This window comes from Nostoc sp. LEGE 12447 (assembly GCF_015206985.1).
In the GTDB taxonomy this organism is placed as follows: Bacteria; Cyanobacteriota; Cyanobacteriia; order Cyanobacteriales; family Nostocaceae; genus Nostoc.
This window is the reverse complement of sequence record NZ_JADEXT010000023.1, coordinates 41,684-55,086: the sequence shown is the minus strand read 5'-3', so window position 1 is coordinate 55,086 and position 13,403 is coordinate 41,684. Positions and strand designations below refer to the sequence as shown.

At 41.1% G+C, this 13,403-nt stretch carries 13 protein-coding genes and 1 pseudogene; 6 read left to right on the top strand and 8 right to left on the bottom strand.

Going from position 1 to position 13,403, the window contains the following annotated elements:
* Window positions 1-64 precede the first annotated feature (64 nt).
* Window positions 65-1,330 carry a glycosyltransferase family 4 protein gene (locus IQ274_RS21805; protein ID WP_194143391.1) on the top strand — a complete coding sequence of 422 codons (1,266 nt, stop codon included), beginning with the start codon at window positions 65-67 and terminating at the stop codon, window positions 1,328-1,330.
* A 243-nt stretch (window positions 1,331-1,573) separates the two neighbouring features.
* Entirely contained in the window at window positions 1,574-2,338 is a 765-nt protein-coding gene (locus IQ274_RS21800; RefSeq protein WP_228058296.1) for an ABC transporter ATP-binding protein, read from the top strand.
* 92 nt (window positions 2,339-2,430) lie between these two features.
* On the opposite strand, the gene IQ274_RS21795 is transcribed toward IQ274_RS21800, so the two are convergent.
* Entirely contained in the window at window positions 2,431-2,961 is a 531-nt protein-coding gene (locus tag IQ274_RS21795; RefSeq protein WP_163927660.1) for an orange carotenoid protein N-terminal domain-containing protein, read from the bottom strand.
* Window positions 2,962-3,179: 218 nt separating this feature from the next.
* On the opposite strand from IQ274_RS21795, the gene IQ274_RS21790 reads away from it, so the two are divergent.
* Window positions 3,180-3,554, top strand: a complete 375-nt coding sequence (locus IQ274_RS21790) for a hypothetical protein (protein ID WP_163927659.1) — start codon at window positions 3,180-3,182, stop codon at window positions 3,552-3,554.
* Window positions 3,555-3,670: 116 nt separating this feature from the next.
* Here IQ274_RS21790 and IQ274_RS36675 read toward each other — a convergent pair whose 3' ends face one another.
* Both IQ274_RS36675 and queG read right to left on the bottom strand, forming a co-directional pair.
* The gene (locus IQ274_RS36675; RefSeq protein ID WP_228058295.1) at window positions 3,671-4,306 is read right to left on the bottom strand and encodes an HAD-IA family hydrolase; all 636 of its coding nucleotides are present in this window, start codon (window positions 4,304-4,306) and stop codon (window positions 3,671-3,673) included.
* Window positions 4,281-5,278: pseudogene (gene queG, locus IQ274_RS36670) on the bottom strand (tRNA epoxyqueuosine(34) reductase QueG). Before queG ends, IQ274_RS36675 begins: the two are co-directional and overlap by 26 nt.
* 458 nt (window positions 5,279-5,736) lie before the next feature.
* Between queG and IQ274_RS21780 the strand changes: the two are divergent.
* On the top strand, window positions 5,737-6,168 hold the full coding sequence (locus IQ274_RS21780) for a ketosteroid isomerase family protein (RefSeq protein ID WP_194143389.1): 432 nt from the start codon (window positions 5,737-5,739) through the stop codon (window positions 6,166-6,168).
* 84 nt (window positions 6,169-6,252) lie between these two features.
* Here the strand turns inward: IQ274_RS21780 and IQ274_RS21775 are convergent, their stop codons facing one another.
* The 3 genes from IQ274_RS21775 to IQ274_RS21765 form a co-directional block, all read right to left on the bottom strand.
* Window positions 6,253-6,678 carry an ATP-binding protein gene (locus IQ274_RS21775; RefSeq protein ID WP_012411419.1) on the bottom strand — a complete coding sequence of 142 codons (426 nt, stop codon included), beginning with the start codon at window positions 6,676-6,678 and terminating at the stop codon, window positions 6,253-6,255.
* 3 nt (window positions 6,679-6,681) lie between these two features.
* A complete protein-coding gene (locus tag IQ274_RS21770) occupies window positions 6,682-8,355 on the bottom strand; it encodes a SpoIIE family protein phosphatase (protein WP_163927656.1) in 1,674 nt (557 codons plus the stop codon).
* A gap of 164 nt (window positions 8,356-8,519) precedes the next feature.
* A complete protein-coding gene (locus tag IQ274_RS21765; RefSeq protein WP_163927655.1) occupies window positions 8,520-9,239 on the bottom strand; it encodes a response regulator transcription factor in 720 nt (239 codons plus the stop codon).
* A gap of 499 nt (window positions 9,240-9,738) precedes the next feature.
* On the opposite strand from IQ274_RS21765, the gene IQ274_RS21760 reads away from it, so the two are divergent.
* Together IQ274_RS21760 and ftsE are read left to right on the top strand one after the other, a co-directional pair.
* The gene (locus IQ274_RS21760) at window positions 9,739-10,494 is read left to right on the top strand and encodes a WecB/TagA/CpsF family glycosyltransferase (protein ID WP_163927654.1); all 756 of its coding nucleotides are present in this window, start codon (window positions 9,739-9,741) and stop codon (window positions 10,492-10,494) included.
* Window positions 10,495-10,688: 194 nt separating this feature from the next.
* Window positions 10,689-11,435 carry a cell division ATP-binding protein FtsE gene (ftsE, locus tag IQ274_RS21755; RefSeq protein WP_163927653.1) on the top strand — a complete coding sequence of 249 codons (747 nt, stop codon included), beginning with the start codon at window positions 10,689-10,691 and terminating at the stop codon, window positions 11,433-11,435.
* 126 nt (window positions 11,436-11,561) lie between these two features.
* On the opposite strand, the gene IQ274_RS21750 is transcribed toward ftsE, so the two are convergent.
* Complete coding sequence (locus tag IQ274_RS21750; RefSeq protein ID WP_194143388.1) at window positions 11,562-12,359, bottom strand: armadillo-type fold-containing protein; 798 nt, start codon at window positions 12,357-12,359, stop codon at window positions 11,562-11,564.
* 179 nt (window positions 12,360-12,538) lie between these two features.
* A complete protein-coding gene (locus IQ274_RS21745) occupies window positions 12,539-13,123 on the bottom strand; it encodes a hypothetical protein (protein WP_163929713.1) in 585 nt (194 codons plus the stop codon).
* Window positions 13,124-13,403 lie beyond the last annotated feature (280 nt).

Sequence of the window (13,403 nt, the reverse complement as noted above, 5' to 3'; positions counted from 1 at the left end):
TATAATCTGAAATAGCTTGTCTTAATTTATTTTATCTGGCAATAAATTAATCAAGATTATTCCAATGAAAATATTATTTTTACATCCCAATTTCCCCTCACAATTTCGCAATCTAGCGACAGTTTTAGGTAAAGATCCTAATTGCCAAGTCGTCTTTGGAACAAATCGTCGTGAAGGCGAAATACCTGGCGTTTTTAAAGCTATTTACACTCCTTCTCGGGAAGCTGCTCCCCAAACCCACCATTACGTTCGCAATCTAGAAAATGCTGTTCTCACCGCGCAGGCTGTCTATCGCGTGTCCGAAAAATTAAAAGCTGAGGGTTTTGTTCCAGATATAGTCTATGGCCATTCTGGTTGGGGACCGACTTTATTTATGAAAGATGTTTTTCCCAAAGCAGAATTATTGTGTTATTTCGAGTGGTTTTATCACGCTCACGGTTCGGATGCAGATTTTGATCCCAATGAACCACTGAATGCTGATGATGAATGCCGTATCCGCGTGAAAAATGCACCGATTTTGACTGATTTATATAGCTGCGATCGCGGGCTTTCTCCCACTAATTGGCAGCGTTACCAGTTCCCCAAAGAATATCATAGCAAAATCACTGTACTTCATGATGGTATTGATACCAATTATTTTGTTCCCAAGTCAGACGCAAAGTTAGTTTTACCAAGAATAAATCTTGACCTTTCTTATGTCGAAGAGTTGGTAACTTATGTGGGACGGGGAATGGAACCTTATAGAGGATTTCCAGAGTTTATGGAAACGGTGGCACTAATTCAACAGCGAAGACCTAACTGTCATGTAGTAGTTGTGGGAGAAGATAGGGTGGCTTATGGGAAGAATCTCCCCGATGGTCAGACTTATAAACAATTAATGCTAGAAAAATTAAAATCATCTTTAGATTTATCGAGGCTGCACTTTACAGATAGACTACCTTACAATGAGTACCTTCAAGTTTTGCAAGCTTCTTCTGCTCATATTTATTTAACCCGTCCTTTTGTTTTATCCTGGTCAATGTTAGAAGTAATGGCAGCAGGATGTTTACTAATAGCTTCTAAGACTCCGCCAGTATTGGAGGTCATCCAGGATGGGGTAAATGGATTGTTGGTAGATTTCTTTTCTCCCCAGGATATTGCTAATCGGGTTGAAGAGGCGCTGAATCATCCTCAAGAGATGAAAAAAATTCGTGCGAATGCGCGAGAGACAATTTTGAAGCGTTATGATTTAGCCAAACTGTTACCACAGCATTTGCAATGGATGTTTGCTGGTAAAAATTCTGATAGTTTAAAAAAGCGCTCAGTTTCTAAGGGATTTGGAAGAAATTAGATGTTATTGGTCATTTGTCATTTGTCTCTTGCATAAATATTTTTTTGTCTCACGCGAAGGCTCGACGAAAATCGTGAAAATAACGATTTTTACAAGATAGTTTAATCTTATTGTGCCAACTTAACTGATCAAAGGAATTAGCGATCGCTAATTCCTTCCCGACAATTTACCTTGTGAGGATGGTTACTATAGTTACAACTGGAAAAAAAGTAACTTACCAGCCCGAGATTACCTATAATCTTTATGACAAACACTATTTCAATTAACGATTCCCTGGTTCCTAATCCTCTACCGAAACCAGCAATCATTCGACTAGAAAACATTTTCAAGATTTATGGTAGTGGCGAAACAGAGGTACGAGCGCTGAATGATGTCAACTTAATTGTGGAACAAGGCGAATATTGTGCAATCATGGGCCCTTCCGGTTCTGGTAAATCCACAGCCATGAATATTATCGGTTGTTTAGACCGTCCGACAACGGGACATTATTACTTAGATAATCTTGATGTAGCTCAAATGGACGATCGCTCATTGGCGCACATCCGTAATAAAAAACTGGGGTTTGTGTTTCAACAATTCCACCTATTGCCTCAACTAACAGCATTAGAAAATGTGATACTGCCAATGCTATATGCTGGTGTGAATCCAAAAGAAAGAAGCGATCGCGCCACAATTGCATTGACGCGAGTCGGTTTAGCAAATCGCCTCAACAACAAACCAACTCAACTATCTGGGGGGCAACAACAAAGAGTAGCGATCGCACGAGCCATTGTCAATCGTCCTGTAGTACTCCTAGCCGATGAACCCACAGGCGCACTTGATTCGCGCACAACCCAAGAAGTCTTAGATATCTTTAGCGAACTCAATGCCAGTGGAATCACCGTTGTCATGGTGACACATGAGCCAGAAGTTGCCCGTCAAACCCAGCGCATCGTTTGGTTCCGCGATGGTCAAGTGGTACACTCTAACCTCACCCCAAGCGACTTGAGTAACCTTACTGTGTCATAGCTTAATAAAGTCCGAGTTCGCCCTTGGCGTTCGGTAGGTGGACGAAAGTTTGTATCTAGTCGCCAAGGCTGATAAATGCGGTTTTGATATGATTACAAACTCGATGTTTTACCAGTTTCTGCTTGTGTTGCGATCGGCTTGACATCGGTGTAACCCATTTCACCAGCTATTGTCCGAAACACCGAAATTTGCTCCTCAAAATCTAGTCCTTCAATTTGGGAAACCAGATCATTAATTGCCTTACTTGGTTGGTAGCTAGCTGGTAAACCAACCACCTGATTTCCCATAGCTACTGCCCAAGCATACCAAACTAACAACTGATTGTTTTCTTTTATCGATCCATAAGCACGAGAGTATTCTGTATCTTTGCGGTTAACAATATCCCGCATAATATCTAGTTGCTGCTCATCTGATAATTCAAAATAGTCTCCTAACAGAAGTGGTGCTAATTCTGGTTCAGCCGCAGCAGGTACAGCTGGCGTAATCGAATCACCCATTTTTTTATAAACAAAATAGAACCAGGCTAATTTGGCATCGGTATCTAAGGCATTAAACGCATCCACTAATTTTTGAGTTTCATTGCTCTGGGCTTGAGAAATAGTTTTGTCGTAACTTGCAGTCATAATTTTGTCCCCAAGTAAATTTAATAGACCAAACTAAGTGTTACCAGAGTTTTCTCATCAGATTCTAGTACCGATAGAAGGAGTTAACTTTATTGCAAATTGCAGCTTTTATCTATCTTTTAATAGAGGTAAAAGTCTCTCCCAAGGAAGCAACGAAGCGGCATATTGACTTGTTACAATCGCCCTAGTAATAAAAATTTACCTTAAGGTTTTTAATTATGCCTGATGAAGTAAAGCCCAATTTAAATGAAGCTCCCACCCATGATGCTCAATTAGCTGCCGAAAGCATAGCTAGTGGTGAAGAACAAGCGCCAAAGGTCGATTTTGATGCTGATTATGCAGCAGCACAACAATTTAGCGTGAGTGAAGTTGATCGCACTGCTAAAGGTTCAGCAGCAGCCGAAACAGCTACAGCACCTAAATATCAAACCTCTAAGCCAGAAGAGACAAAAATTGAAGCGCAGTCAACTGGTAATCCTGACGATTATGCAGAATTAGCCAAAGAAGTTGGGAATTCTAGAACTGAAGGTGTAACTAATGTCAGTGATGAACTAGTACAAAAAGCTTTGGAAAAGGGTCAACCGAAAAAGTAAATTTTCCTAATCCAACATTTAGACATCTGGTGAAAAAAATGTAGAGACGTAGCATAGCTATGTCTCTACAATAGTTATGGATAACGCATATTTAATTTATGGAGATGTGTATATAATTAATAACCATTCATCACTTCTAGCAGTTCGCTAGGTTGGTGAATCAAATAATCTGGATTTTGTTTAGCTAGTACTTCTGATGAGTTAAACCCCCAAGCTACTGCAATTACTTGGATATTTGCTTTCTTTGATGCTTCTATATCTCTGGTTTCATCACCAACATAAATAACTTCTTGGGGTTTGAGTTGCTTTTGCCTCAATACATTATTGATTATGGTTGTTTTGCCAAAAATTGTAATTCCTGAGTAGATGAAATCAAACAGGTGATTTAAATCATTGATTGTGAGAAATTGGGTAACGTTATCTTTAGAATTAGAAGTGATAATACCCAGTTTATATCCTTGATTTTGCAGCTCTATTAATGCTTCTTTAATTCCCGGAATTGGTTTTAATTCAGGAATTTTGTCTTTTAATTCTCCTTTAACTTTTTTAACTAAAAAAGGTATTTTAAATAGAGAAACTCCTGAGTACTTAATAATTTCCCTAGATGTTAAGTTTTTAAGGAGGGCTAATTGCTCTGGGCTGATGTGTCTATAACCAAAGTCTACAGCTAGACGATTGGCAATACTTACAAGGGCATCTACTGTATCAGCAATTGTGCCATCAAAATCAAAAATAATTACTTTCGGGGTCATTATTTGCCTGGATGCGTCAAGATTAGCTAGGGCGTTGCGTCGTAACATTTCTGGCTTAATCCGCCGCAAGGCAGATGCTGGAAATCGTTTATCCCACTCCTGGTCTGAGATTTGGGCTAATTCTAGCAGTTTGGGAGCAATATTCCCAGGATAAGGCTGAAACTCTGGAATATCAGTTGCTTGGGCAAAACGTTGATTCCAAGGACAAACATCTTGGCAAATATCGCAACCAGCAACCCAGCCTTGTAAATGAGGTGCGATCGCCTCTGGCAGTTTTTCGTCCCGATTTTCAATTGTATGATAAGCGATGCAGCGATTAGCATCCACAACAAAAGGCTGAGTAATTGCACCTGTAGGACAAGCCTGAAGACAACGAGTACAGCTACCGCAGTGTTCTGTATGCGGGCGATCGCTCTCTAGCTCCAAATTGGTCAACACTTCTCCCAAAAATACCCAAGAGCCATATTCTCGTGTAATCACATTACCATTCTTGGCAATCCAACCAATTCCGGCAAGTTGAGCCAATACTTTATCTTGTACTGGGCCAGTGTCTGCATAATAACGAACTCTTACACTTTCATCGAGCGATTCCAGCCATGTAGATAGCTGCTTGAGTTTTTTATGCATTACCTTGTGATAATCCCTTCCCCAACCATAACGGGAAATTTTGGCATATTCCTCGCCTTCTCCTGACGGAGACGCTACGCGAACAGGACGTTGATGTGGTGTGTAGTAATTTAGCGCCACACACACTAGCGATCGCGCTTCTGGCATCACTAAGCGGATATCTTGACGTTTTGGGTTAGCCATCCATTCCATATCGGCGTGATAACCCAGTTCAATCCATGCTTGTAACCTCTGCGCTTCTGTGGCATCTATGCTATCTACAGCAGCAATTCCAACTTTGTGAAAGCCCAACTCGCTGGCTTTTTCTTTCACCACACTACTGCTTGTTACGGAATACTGACTCATTTTTTTATTTGGATTTTGCCTAAATAAAGGCAAATAAATTATACATTACCTAGTCAATATCTTTGATGAATATTTGTTACCCAAGAAAGGCAGGAGGCAGGAGGTAATCCCCATAAATAAATTTAGGGAATTTATGATGAACGCTGTATTCTTTACGCCCTTCGGGTTTACCAGTCGCCTACGGCGGGAAACCCGCCGTAGGAAACTTTTCAAGATCGGGGCTTTAAACCCTTTTGGCAGAGGGCAAAAAATATATTTTCTTCCTCCTGCCTCCTGCCTTCTGCCCTCTGCCTTCTTCAATTTTTGCAACACCAATGTAGAGACATTCCATTGCAACATCTCAACTTCCATCGTGAGGAAGATTTAGCAATATGTAGCAATCTATCTCAAAAGCAGCTTTCTTTTGAGCGATTTTTGTATTGAAATGAATATTCAGTTAGCATAATACAGAGAATTTTATGACTTCTGCTGAATTTATATCCCCAGCACAGTTGAAAGAAGAATTCCAGATTGAGGGAATTACAGAAACAAGCGTACTGCGTTATTTTGAAACCTTAAATACCGGAGAATTTGAGGCAACTGCTGCCTTATTTGCGGTAAATGGTGTGATGCGTCCACCCTTTGAATCTGATATTGTGGGGACAGATGCGATCGCAGCCTACTTAAAACAAGAAGGCCAAAACGTTAAAGCTTACCCCAACACGGCAATCGCCGAGACTTTAGAAACCGGTGAGATCCAAATTCAGGTAGCAGGCAAAGCCCAAACTTCCTGGTGTAGTGTGAATGTCTTGTGGCTATTTATCCTCAACCAACAACGGCAAATTTTCTATACTAGAATCAAACTTTTAGCTTCTCCCCAAGAGTTACTTTCTTTACGCCGTGAAAAGTAGTAAATAAGTATAATTTTTGAGGAAATGTTTGATATTACCCAAAACAAAATCTAGGCATCAAAAATTCCTATAAATAACTTTTGTCTATTTGACTAATTCGGGTAAAGTAGCTTGTAACTTGAGACAGTTTGCACCATCAATCTGCAACTCATAGTCTACTTTATCCATCAGACGATTCATAATCAGCCAACCATAACCACCTTCTTGTTTTTCCAAAGGGTTGGGGGCGTAGTAGTTAGACATATCAAAGCCTTCGCCGTAGTCCCAAACTTCTAAGGCCAGATCCCGGTCTTTCACTTCCAAACGCAGTAAAATTGGTAAATTTGGTTTGTCCTTGTGGGCATGACGGACTGCATTTGAGTAAGCTTCCACCAAAGCCAGTCTTAAACGACTTGATTGCCGTGACCAATCCACAGATTCTCCTAGCTGAATTTTCAAACATCCCAGCAACCAGTTTTCGACAATATTCAGAAAATTCAAGTCACTTGGTACATGAAGCTCACTTTTCATCACTTATAAAATCTCCAGTGAAAGTATAGTTTGATCGTCTTCTTGAATGTGGTTATCTGCCTGGATGCGAGCTAGTAAATGGTTGAGAGAAAGTGGTTGTTCTTCTTGTTGTAACAGTTGCCAAAGACCATCTTGGTTCAGCATAGAACGGTTAACTGCCTCAGCACTAGACCCGTTTTTTACTGTTAAATCAGAATCATTTGAGATCGTTGCTTCTGTAATACCATCACTGGCCAGTAATAATGTGTCTCCAGTAGCGAGAACCAAACGACCAGACTGTGCCTGCCACTTGGGTAAGATTCCCAAAGGAACGCTGCGGACTTTCAGGTAATTAGGATTGTCGCCTAAAGCGTCTTGGCGTGACCATAACAGTGGATAAATATGACCGGCATTCGTGTAGACTAGTTCCTTAGTATTAGGGGTATAACAGGCTAACACAAGAGTAATGAAATAATTGTTGCTAATTAAATCTTCACTCAGAGCATGATTGAGGTTTTGCATAACCACATTCGGCTCGGCTGGTGTTTCTTGAGATAATTCTCGGCGCAAAACTGAAATAATACTAGCCATAAATAAAGCAGCTGGGACACCCTTACCAGAGACATCACCTACTGCTAACCACAAGTCCCCTTTGGGATGAACAAACACTTCAAAGAAATCGCCTCCTACTTCCCGCGCCGGGTAGCAGCAGGCTTGCACTTTTACACCCTTAATATCAGGTAAACTTTGGCGTAGTAAGTTGTATTGAATTTGCCGAGCCACCTCCAACTCATTATGAATCTGCTGTTGCTTTTCTTGGAGACGCTGGTAAAGTTTTGCTTGCGAGAGAGCTAAGGCTGCTTGTTCGGCAACACCTGCAATTAGTTGGATGTCTTCGTCTTGCCAAGGACGATCGCGTCCCCATTGGTGGAGAGCCAGCACAGCCAACAAATGCTGCTGGTAGCTAAGTGGCACAACCAAATGGTGACAGGGGTTGCCCTCGTATATTTCTTGAGTAAGTTGATAATGACGGGTTTCCAGAACTTTTTCAATTAAAATACTGGGGTCGAAGAAGCAATCTAATGCATTGGATTTAGGATCGTAGTATGAAAACTCATCTTGGATCAGGCGATCGCCCTCTACTGGTCTGAGCAAGCAACTGCTAGCGTCAAATGTTTGTCCAATGGTTGCGACAATTTTTTGCAGCATACTGTCGTAGTCTAAAGACTCACGAATTGCGGTTGTTACGGCATTAAACAAAGATTCTCGCCGTAGGGCCCGACGCAACTCTTGCGTGCGCTTCTTGACTACACGATATGTATCAGTCGCTTGCTCAACTAACGCCCTGAGTTTATCTGGATTCCACGGTTTGGTAATATACTTGAATACCTGACCAGAGTTAATGGCATCCACTAAATCTTCGACATCAGTAAAACCAGTCAACAAAATCCGGATCGTGTCAGGAAAGCGCTCTACTGTCCGACTAAAAAATTCCGTTCCATTCATTTCTGGCATTCTTTGGTCAGAAATAATCACCGCCATTTCGCCAAATTGATCCAAGATTTCCAGAGCGCCAAAAGCATGATTGGCTTTATACACTTGAAAATCTCGTCTAAAAGTGCGGTAGAGTAAATCTAGGTTATCTGGCTCATCATCTACCACCATGAGCTTAAGTTTTTCGACCCCTGTCTCAGCCATATTTGACTTTACTTTTGAGATGTTTGAATGGCGATATAGTGTGATGTTTATCCCACATAATAAATCACAGAAAATCAGAGAAGCCATTCACTTTGAAAATATCACTTTCTCAAAGTTATGAGTTTCCCTTGATCGTTTTCAATTGCTCCACATCAAAATTATCTTTACCCAACTAAACCAGAACGCAGGGCGCGGACTGCTGCTTGGGTACGGTCATCGGCACATAGCTTATTCAAAATATTGCGAACGTGAGTTTTAACAGTCCCAACAGTGATGTAAAGTCTTTCCGCAATTAGTGCATTACTACAACCTTCGACAATCAACTGTAGCACTTCTAATTCCCTTTCTGTCAGGGTGTAAGGTTGAATTCCTTCCAGATTCTCGACATAATCAAGGTTAGAGGCAATAGTCTTGGCATCTACAAAAGCCGATTCCAACTTTTGAGGATTTTGTTGTGCTTGTTGTAATACAATTCGAGCGATCGCTGGATCGATCCAGGCGTTGCCATTGTAAGTTACTCTCACTGCTTCCAGCAAATTATCAAATTTGATATCTTTCATACAGTAAGAGTCTGCACCAGCAGCAAAAGCTGCCAACACAGCTTCTTTGTTATCCCGCAGCGTCAAAATTAACACTTTTGTAGCTAGCTGCTGCCCATTTGCAGTAGATTTTACCTCCCGTGTTAGTTCAATACCATCTTTATCTGGTAAACCAATATCTACGATCGCAATATCAGGTTGTACCATTTTTAACATCTTTAGCCCCTCGGCAGCATTGGCAGCTTCACCTACAACTTCAATCTCATCCTTTTGGATGAGCGCTGTCCGAATACCCACGCGAGTGAGGTCATGATCTTCAATTAAAGCAATACGAATTTTACTCATAGCCAACTTCAGCCCGTTACACTACCTTAACCATAAAGTCGAGTTTCGTGACATACTCCCACACTAACTGTAAGCAGTATAGTAGGAGCTTCTGTTCCCGGAACCAGAGTTGCGAGTTGAGCTTTTTTATACTGGGTTAATATTACACTTTCACAATAAAGTTTGCACTGATCCAGCCCAAGTACAAGCGCTCTGAGAAATCCCCACTTTCAAAATCGCAGGCTTGTAGAGCCAATTTTTAAAATGGGCAGTATGTCAAGCTTTCTATTGTTCCAAGGCACTGGGGATCTTTCCCAATACTTTTCGGTTAAGGGGGAAAGGGGAAAGGGAAAGGGTTTAAATTTACCTTTACCCCTTACCCTTTTCCCAGACCAAAAGAGAGATTGTTGGGTTTATTCGAAAAGTATTGGGATCTTTCCTGCCTAAGTTCTAATATAAAAAAATTTGATAAACTTAACATTCAAGTAAATCTGGCGTGAGGGTTACTCAAGAATAGGCTATGTCTAAAGGCAATCAAGCATTTTCAGTATTGGGAATACCAGTTCATGTGATGGCTAACTATCCAGGCTGGTTGTTAGAAAGCCTAGAACAAGGCAGAGGAATTCATGTAGTAACGCTCAATGCAGAAATGACTATGCAGGCAGAGCAGAATGAATTACTCGCTCAGATAATTAAAAATGCTGAACTAGTTATTCCAGATGGAGCCGGGGTTGTTCTGTATTTACGGTTATTATTATGGCAAAAAGTTCAGCGTTTTCCGGGAATTGAATTAGCAGAAAAACTTTTACAAGAACTTGGACAACAGAAGACAGGAGCAAAGGTGTTTTTTTATGGAGCAGCGCCTGGGGTAGCCTCAACTGCGGCAGATTTTTGGCAGCAGCAAATTCCAGATTTGAATATAGTAGGCACTCACTCAGGCTACCATTCCCCAGAAGAAGAAGCGCAATTGCAACAAACTCTTGCTCAATTGCAGCCACAAGTGATTTTTGTCGGTTTGGGAGTGCCACGTCAAGAGTTATGGATTGCCGAAAACCGCCATTTGTGTCCTCAAGCAATTTGGATTGGCGTTGGTGGTAGTTTTGATATTTGGTCGGGAACTAAAACTCGCGCTCCCGCCTGGTTAGCAAATAATAATTTGGAATGGTTGTATCGGCTATATCAAGAACCTTGGCGTTGGCGGCGAATGTTGGCTTTGCCTGCTTTTGCTGTAAAAGCTTTTGTTTATCGTTTGACAGCAAAAGATGCAATTAGTTAAGAGTGGAGAGACACGATTAATCGCGTCTGTACTGGGTGTTATTACTTAGTTAATACTGAAGTCTTCAAAAAATTTTAAATTTTCTTTGTTGAATTTTAAATTCCCAGGCAAAACCTGGGAATCCTTATTTTGATAGGCAATGTCACATCTAAGTCGGCAAATTGTTTAGTTGTGGTTATGAGGAAAATTTAACAATGCCAGTATTAACAACTCAAGTTAAAACAGATAAATCCGTTCAGAGAGAGGACTCTGCAACTCAACAGCATGGTAGTAATACTACTGCAAAGGTGACATTGCAATCTGTAAGCAAGACTTATGCTAACGGCACTCACGCCTTGTTGAATGCGAACCTTGAGGTAAAAAAGGGAGAATTTCTGTTTATCACCGGGCCAAGTGGTTCTGGTAAATCAACGCTCTTGAAACTGTTGTATGGCCAGGAGTTGCCTACACAGGGAGAAGTAATTGTTGATGAGTGTAATATAGCGGGTTTACGGGGCGATCGCTTGTCATTATTCCGGCGACGGATTGGCATTGTGTTTCAAGACTACAAACTGATTAGCCAACGAACAGTAGCAGAAAATGTGACTTTTGTGCTGCAAGCTCAAGGGTATACCCGTAAAGAAATTCAACGACGTTTAGAACCAACTTTAAAGCTGGTGGGTTTGCTGAGTAAAGCTGATTGCTTCCCAGATCAACTATCTGGGGGAGAGCAACAACGGGTGAGTATTGCCCGTGCGATCGTTGGTACACCACCACTACTGTTAGCAGACGAGCCTACTGGAAATCTCGATCCTGATAATTCCTGGCAAGTAATCCAGATTCTTCAGAAGTTAAATTCCTTTGGAGCTACGGTAATTGTTACCACCCATGATGAACAATTGGTACGGCGGTGCAATCATCCGGTAGTGCAAGTTACTAATGGACAGTTGTCTCGAAAATAAAAATTGGGAATTGGGAATTGGGAATTGGGAATTGGGAATTGGGAATTGGGAATTGGGAATGGGAATTAGTTATTAGACAAATGACAAATGACAAATGACAAATGACAAATGACAAATGACAAATAACTAATAAACGTGATGCTTGACTTTTGCTGATACGGGTACAAAAGGTGCTGCTGTTTTCGGGGGTGGCACTTGTAGGCGATCGCCTCCGACCGACCGGAGACCATCGCAAGCTTGTAAACTCTTAAAAGCTGCCTCTCGGATCGCAACTTCTTCCTCTCGACTGAGTAAGAGTTGCAAGCATTCGGCAACATCTTGCTGCACTGAAGAATCAACTCGCTGACGACTGATGAATTTAGTTAGTTGACGTAGGGCAATCAACCGTTTCAATGGATCTTTGTCTGTTAAATTGACCAACAATCGATCGAGGTAGTCTTCTTCTCGATTTTCATAGAAGTTGACAATTTGCCAGACTAATAAAATCAAAGTTAACAGGGTTCCCACGCCTTGGATAATAGCACCAGCTGCAATCCAGGAACTGTGAGAGTCAACCCAAATTGCAGCGGCCATATAAGTGCTGACAGTAGCAAGACCCCCACTAATGACTGCTAAGACTAATCGGCGATTTGAACTGTTTAAGAATTTATGTATCTTAGACCAGTGCAATTGCCAGTCCCACTTCTGCATTGAGTAAACCAATACCATTACCCCAATGCCCATTAAGAGAGCCAATAGCAGCATCCAGTTCCACAACAACATAGCAACGACAATTGTCAGGAACCCAAGAAAGCCTCCAGGCCCAGAGAAACGCTGAAATGTTTGCTGCTTTGTAGCTCCTTTTGTCTTGAACAATGGATGCGACCAGTTCCAGTTGTGGATCTGGTTGATCAATTGCTGCCAAGAAGACGAAGCCTGTGCCACAGTGTTTACCTACTTGATTACGAAATTACCTATTGTATAAGTTTTACTAGGGAATGAAGAAAAGGTGAAGACCCAAACCACAAGATGCCTGCTTTGCATCGACGGATAGTAGACTAGTACAGCACGGCGGAAATAAAGATACCATTTTAGATGGCTTAGAGCAAGGGCATAAAGGCTTTTTAAAGGCAAAAACGAAAGTTATCAATAGTGAATTGACCATCAAAAGCACAGAAGGTAACGCTATGGATGTTATTCACATTTATAAATAATAAGGTATTGGGGGAAATTGCTGAGTCTGAATTGGCAAGATTAGAGCCTGGGAGTGCAGTTTGACCGAGCAGTTGGCGATCGCGATCGTAAGCAGAAAGTACTAGCCGTTGAGAACTAGTGACAAAGGCAGTAACCGAGTTAACCGGACGTAAGAAAGTAGCTTCTAAAAATCCGCTTTTGGGCGCTCCCATTAAAACTGTTTGTCCTGAATAGGCTGGAAATGCTGGATTTGATGGTTGTATTGCTAGAGAATTGTGAAAAATTACTCCCCAGCGTTCATACTGGCGCTCTACTGGTTCAAAACACTTTAAGTCTTCTAAGTCTAAAAAAATACAAGAGGGTACAGTAATTCTGGCAGCATCAATGGCTGACTCGACCTGATCCCTGCAAGCTGAAGCTTTAATTTCATTTTGTATATTAAGCTTGTCAAGCGCAAATTCAGCGTCTTCAATCGTTGGTAGTTTATTTGATTGAAGAGTAGCCTGCTTTACCATGACATCCCGCCTTACCATTACTTAGATAATAATTAGATTGGTTATACATCAGAAGCAATTTATCTTACATATATAAGTAGAATAAATAGCCTATTAAAATGAGCGTTTCAACTGTTTTTAACGCTCAAAATTATTTATGAGTTTTTTGATAGATTACCATAAAAACTTATGCTGGATTCAGGCTTTAGTGATACTCGCTACCATAAAAAACCTTGTAAGACAGTAATTTCAAGGTTAATTTCCTTTTCATTGTGAAAAAAATCACCAAATCTTTATAACT

Excerpts from the sequence above, each read along its gene's own strand:
- IQ274_RS21805 (WP_194143391.1), top strand. The coding sequence starts at position 65 with ATGAAAATATTATTTTTACATCCCAATTTCCCCTCACAATTTCGCAAT.
- IQ274_RS21800 (WP_228058296.1), top strand. The coding sequence starts at position 1,574 with ATGACAAACACTATTTCAATTAACGATTCCCTGGTTCCTAATCCTCTA.
- IQ274_RS21795 (WP_163927660.1), bottom strand. The coding sequence starts at position 2,961 with ATGACTGCAAGTTACGACAAAACTATTTCTCAAGCCCAGAGCAATGAA.
- IQ274_RS21790 (WP_163927659.1), top strand. The coding sequence starts at position 3,180 with ATGCCTGATGAAGTAAAGCCCAATTTAAATGAAGCTCCCACCCATGAT.
- IQ274_RS36675 (WP_228058295.1), bottom strand. The coding sequence starts at position 4,306 with ATGACCCCGAAAGTAATTATTTTTGATTTTGATGGCACAATTGCTGAT.
- IQ274_RS21780 (WP_194143389.1), top strand. The coding sequence starts at position 5,737 with ATGACTTCTGCTGAATTTATATCCCCAGCACAGTTGAAAGAAGAATTC.
- IQ274_RS21775 (WP_012411419.1), bottom strand. The coding sequence starts at position 6,678 with ATGAAAAGTGAGCTTCATGTACCAAGTGACTTGAATTTTCTGAATATT.
- IQ274_RS21770 (WP_163927656.1), bottom strand. The coding sequence starts at position 8,355 with ATGGCTGAGACAGGGGTCGAAAAACTTAAGCTCATGGTGGTAGATGAT.
- IQ274_RS21765 (WP_163927655.1), bottom strand. The coding sequence starts at position 9,239 with ATGAGTAAAATTCGTATTGCTTTAATTGAAGATCATGACCTCACTCGC.
- IQ274_RS21760 (WP_163927654.1), top strand. The coding sequence starts at position 9,739 with ATGTCTAAAGGCAATCAAGCATTTTCAGTATTGGGAATACCAGTTCAT.
- ftsE (WP_163927653.1), top strand. The coding sequence starts at position 10,689 with ATGCCAGTATTAACAACTCAAGTTAAAACAGATAAATCCGTTCAGAGA.
- IQ274_RS21745 (WP_163929713.1), bottom strand. The coding sequence starts at position 13,123 with ATGGTAAAGCAGGCTACTCTTCAATCAAATAAACTACCAACGATTGAA.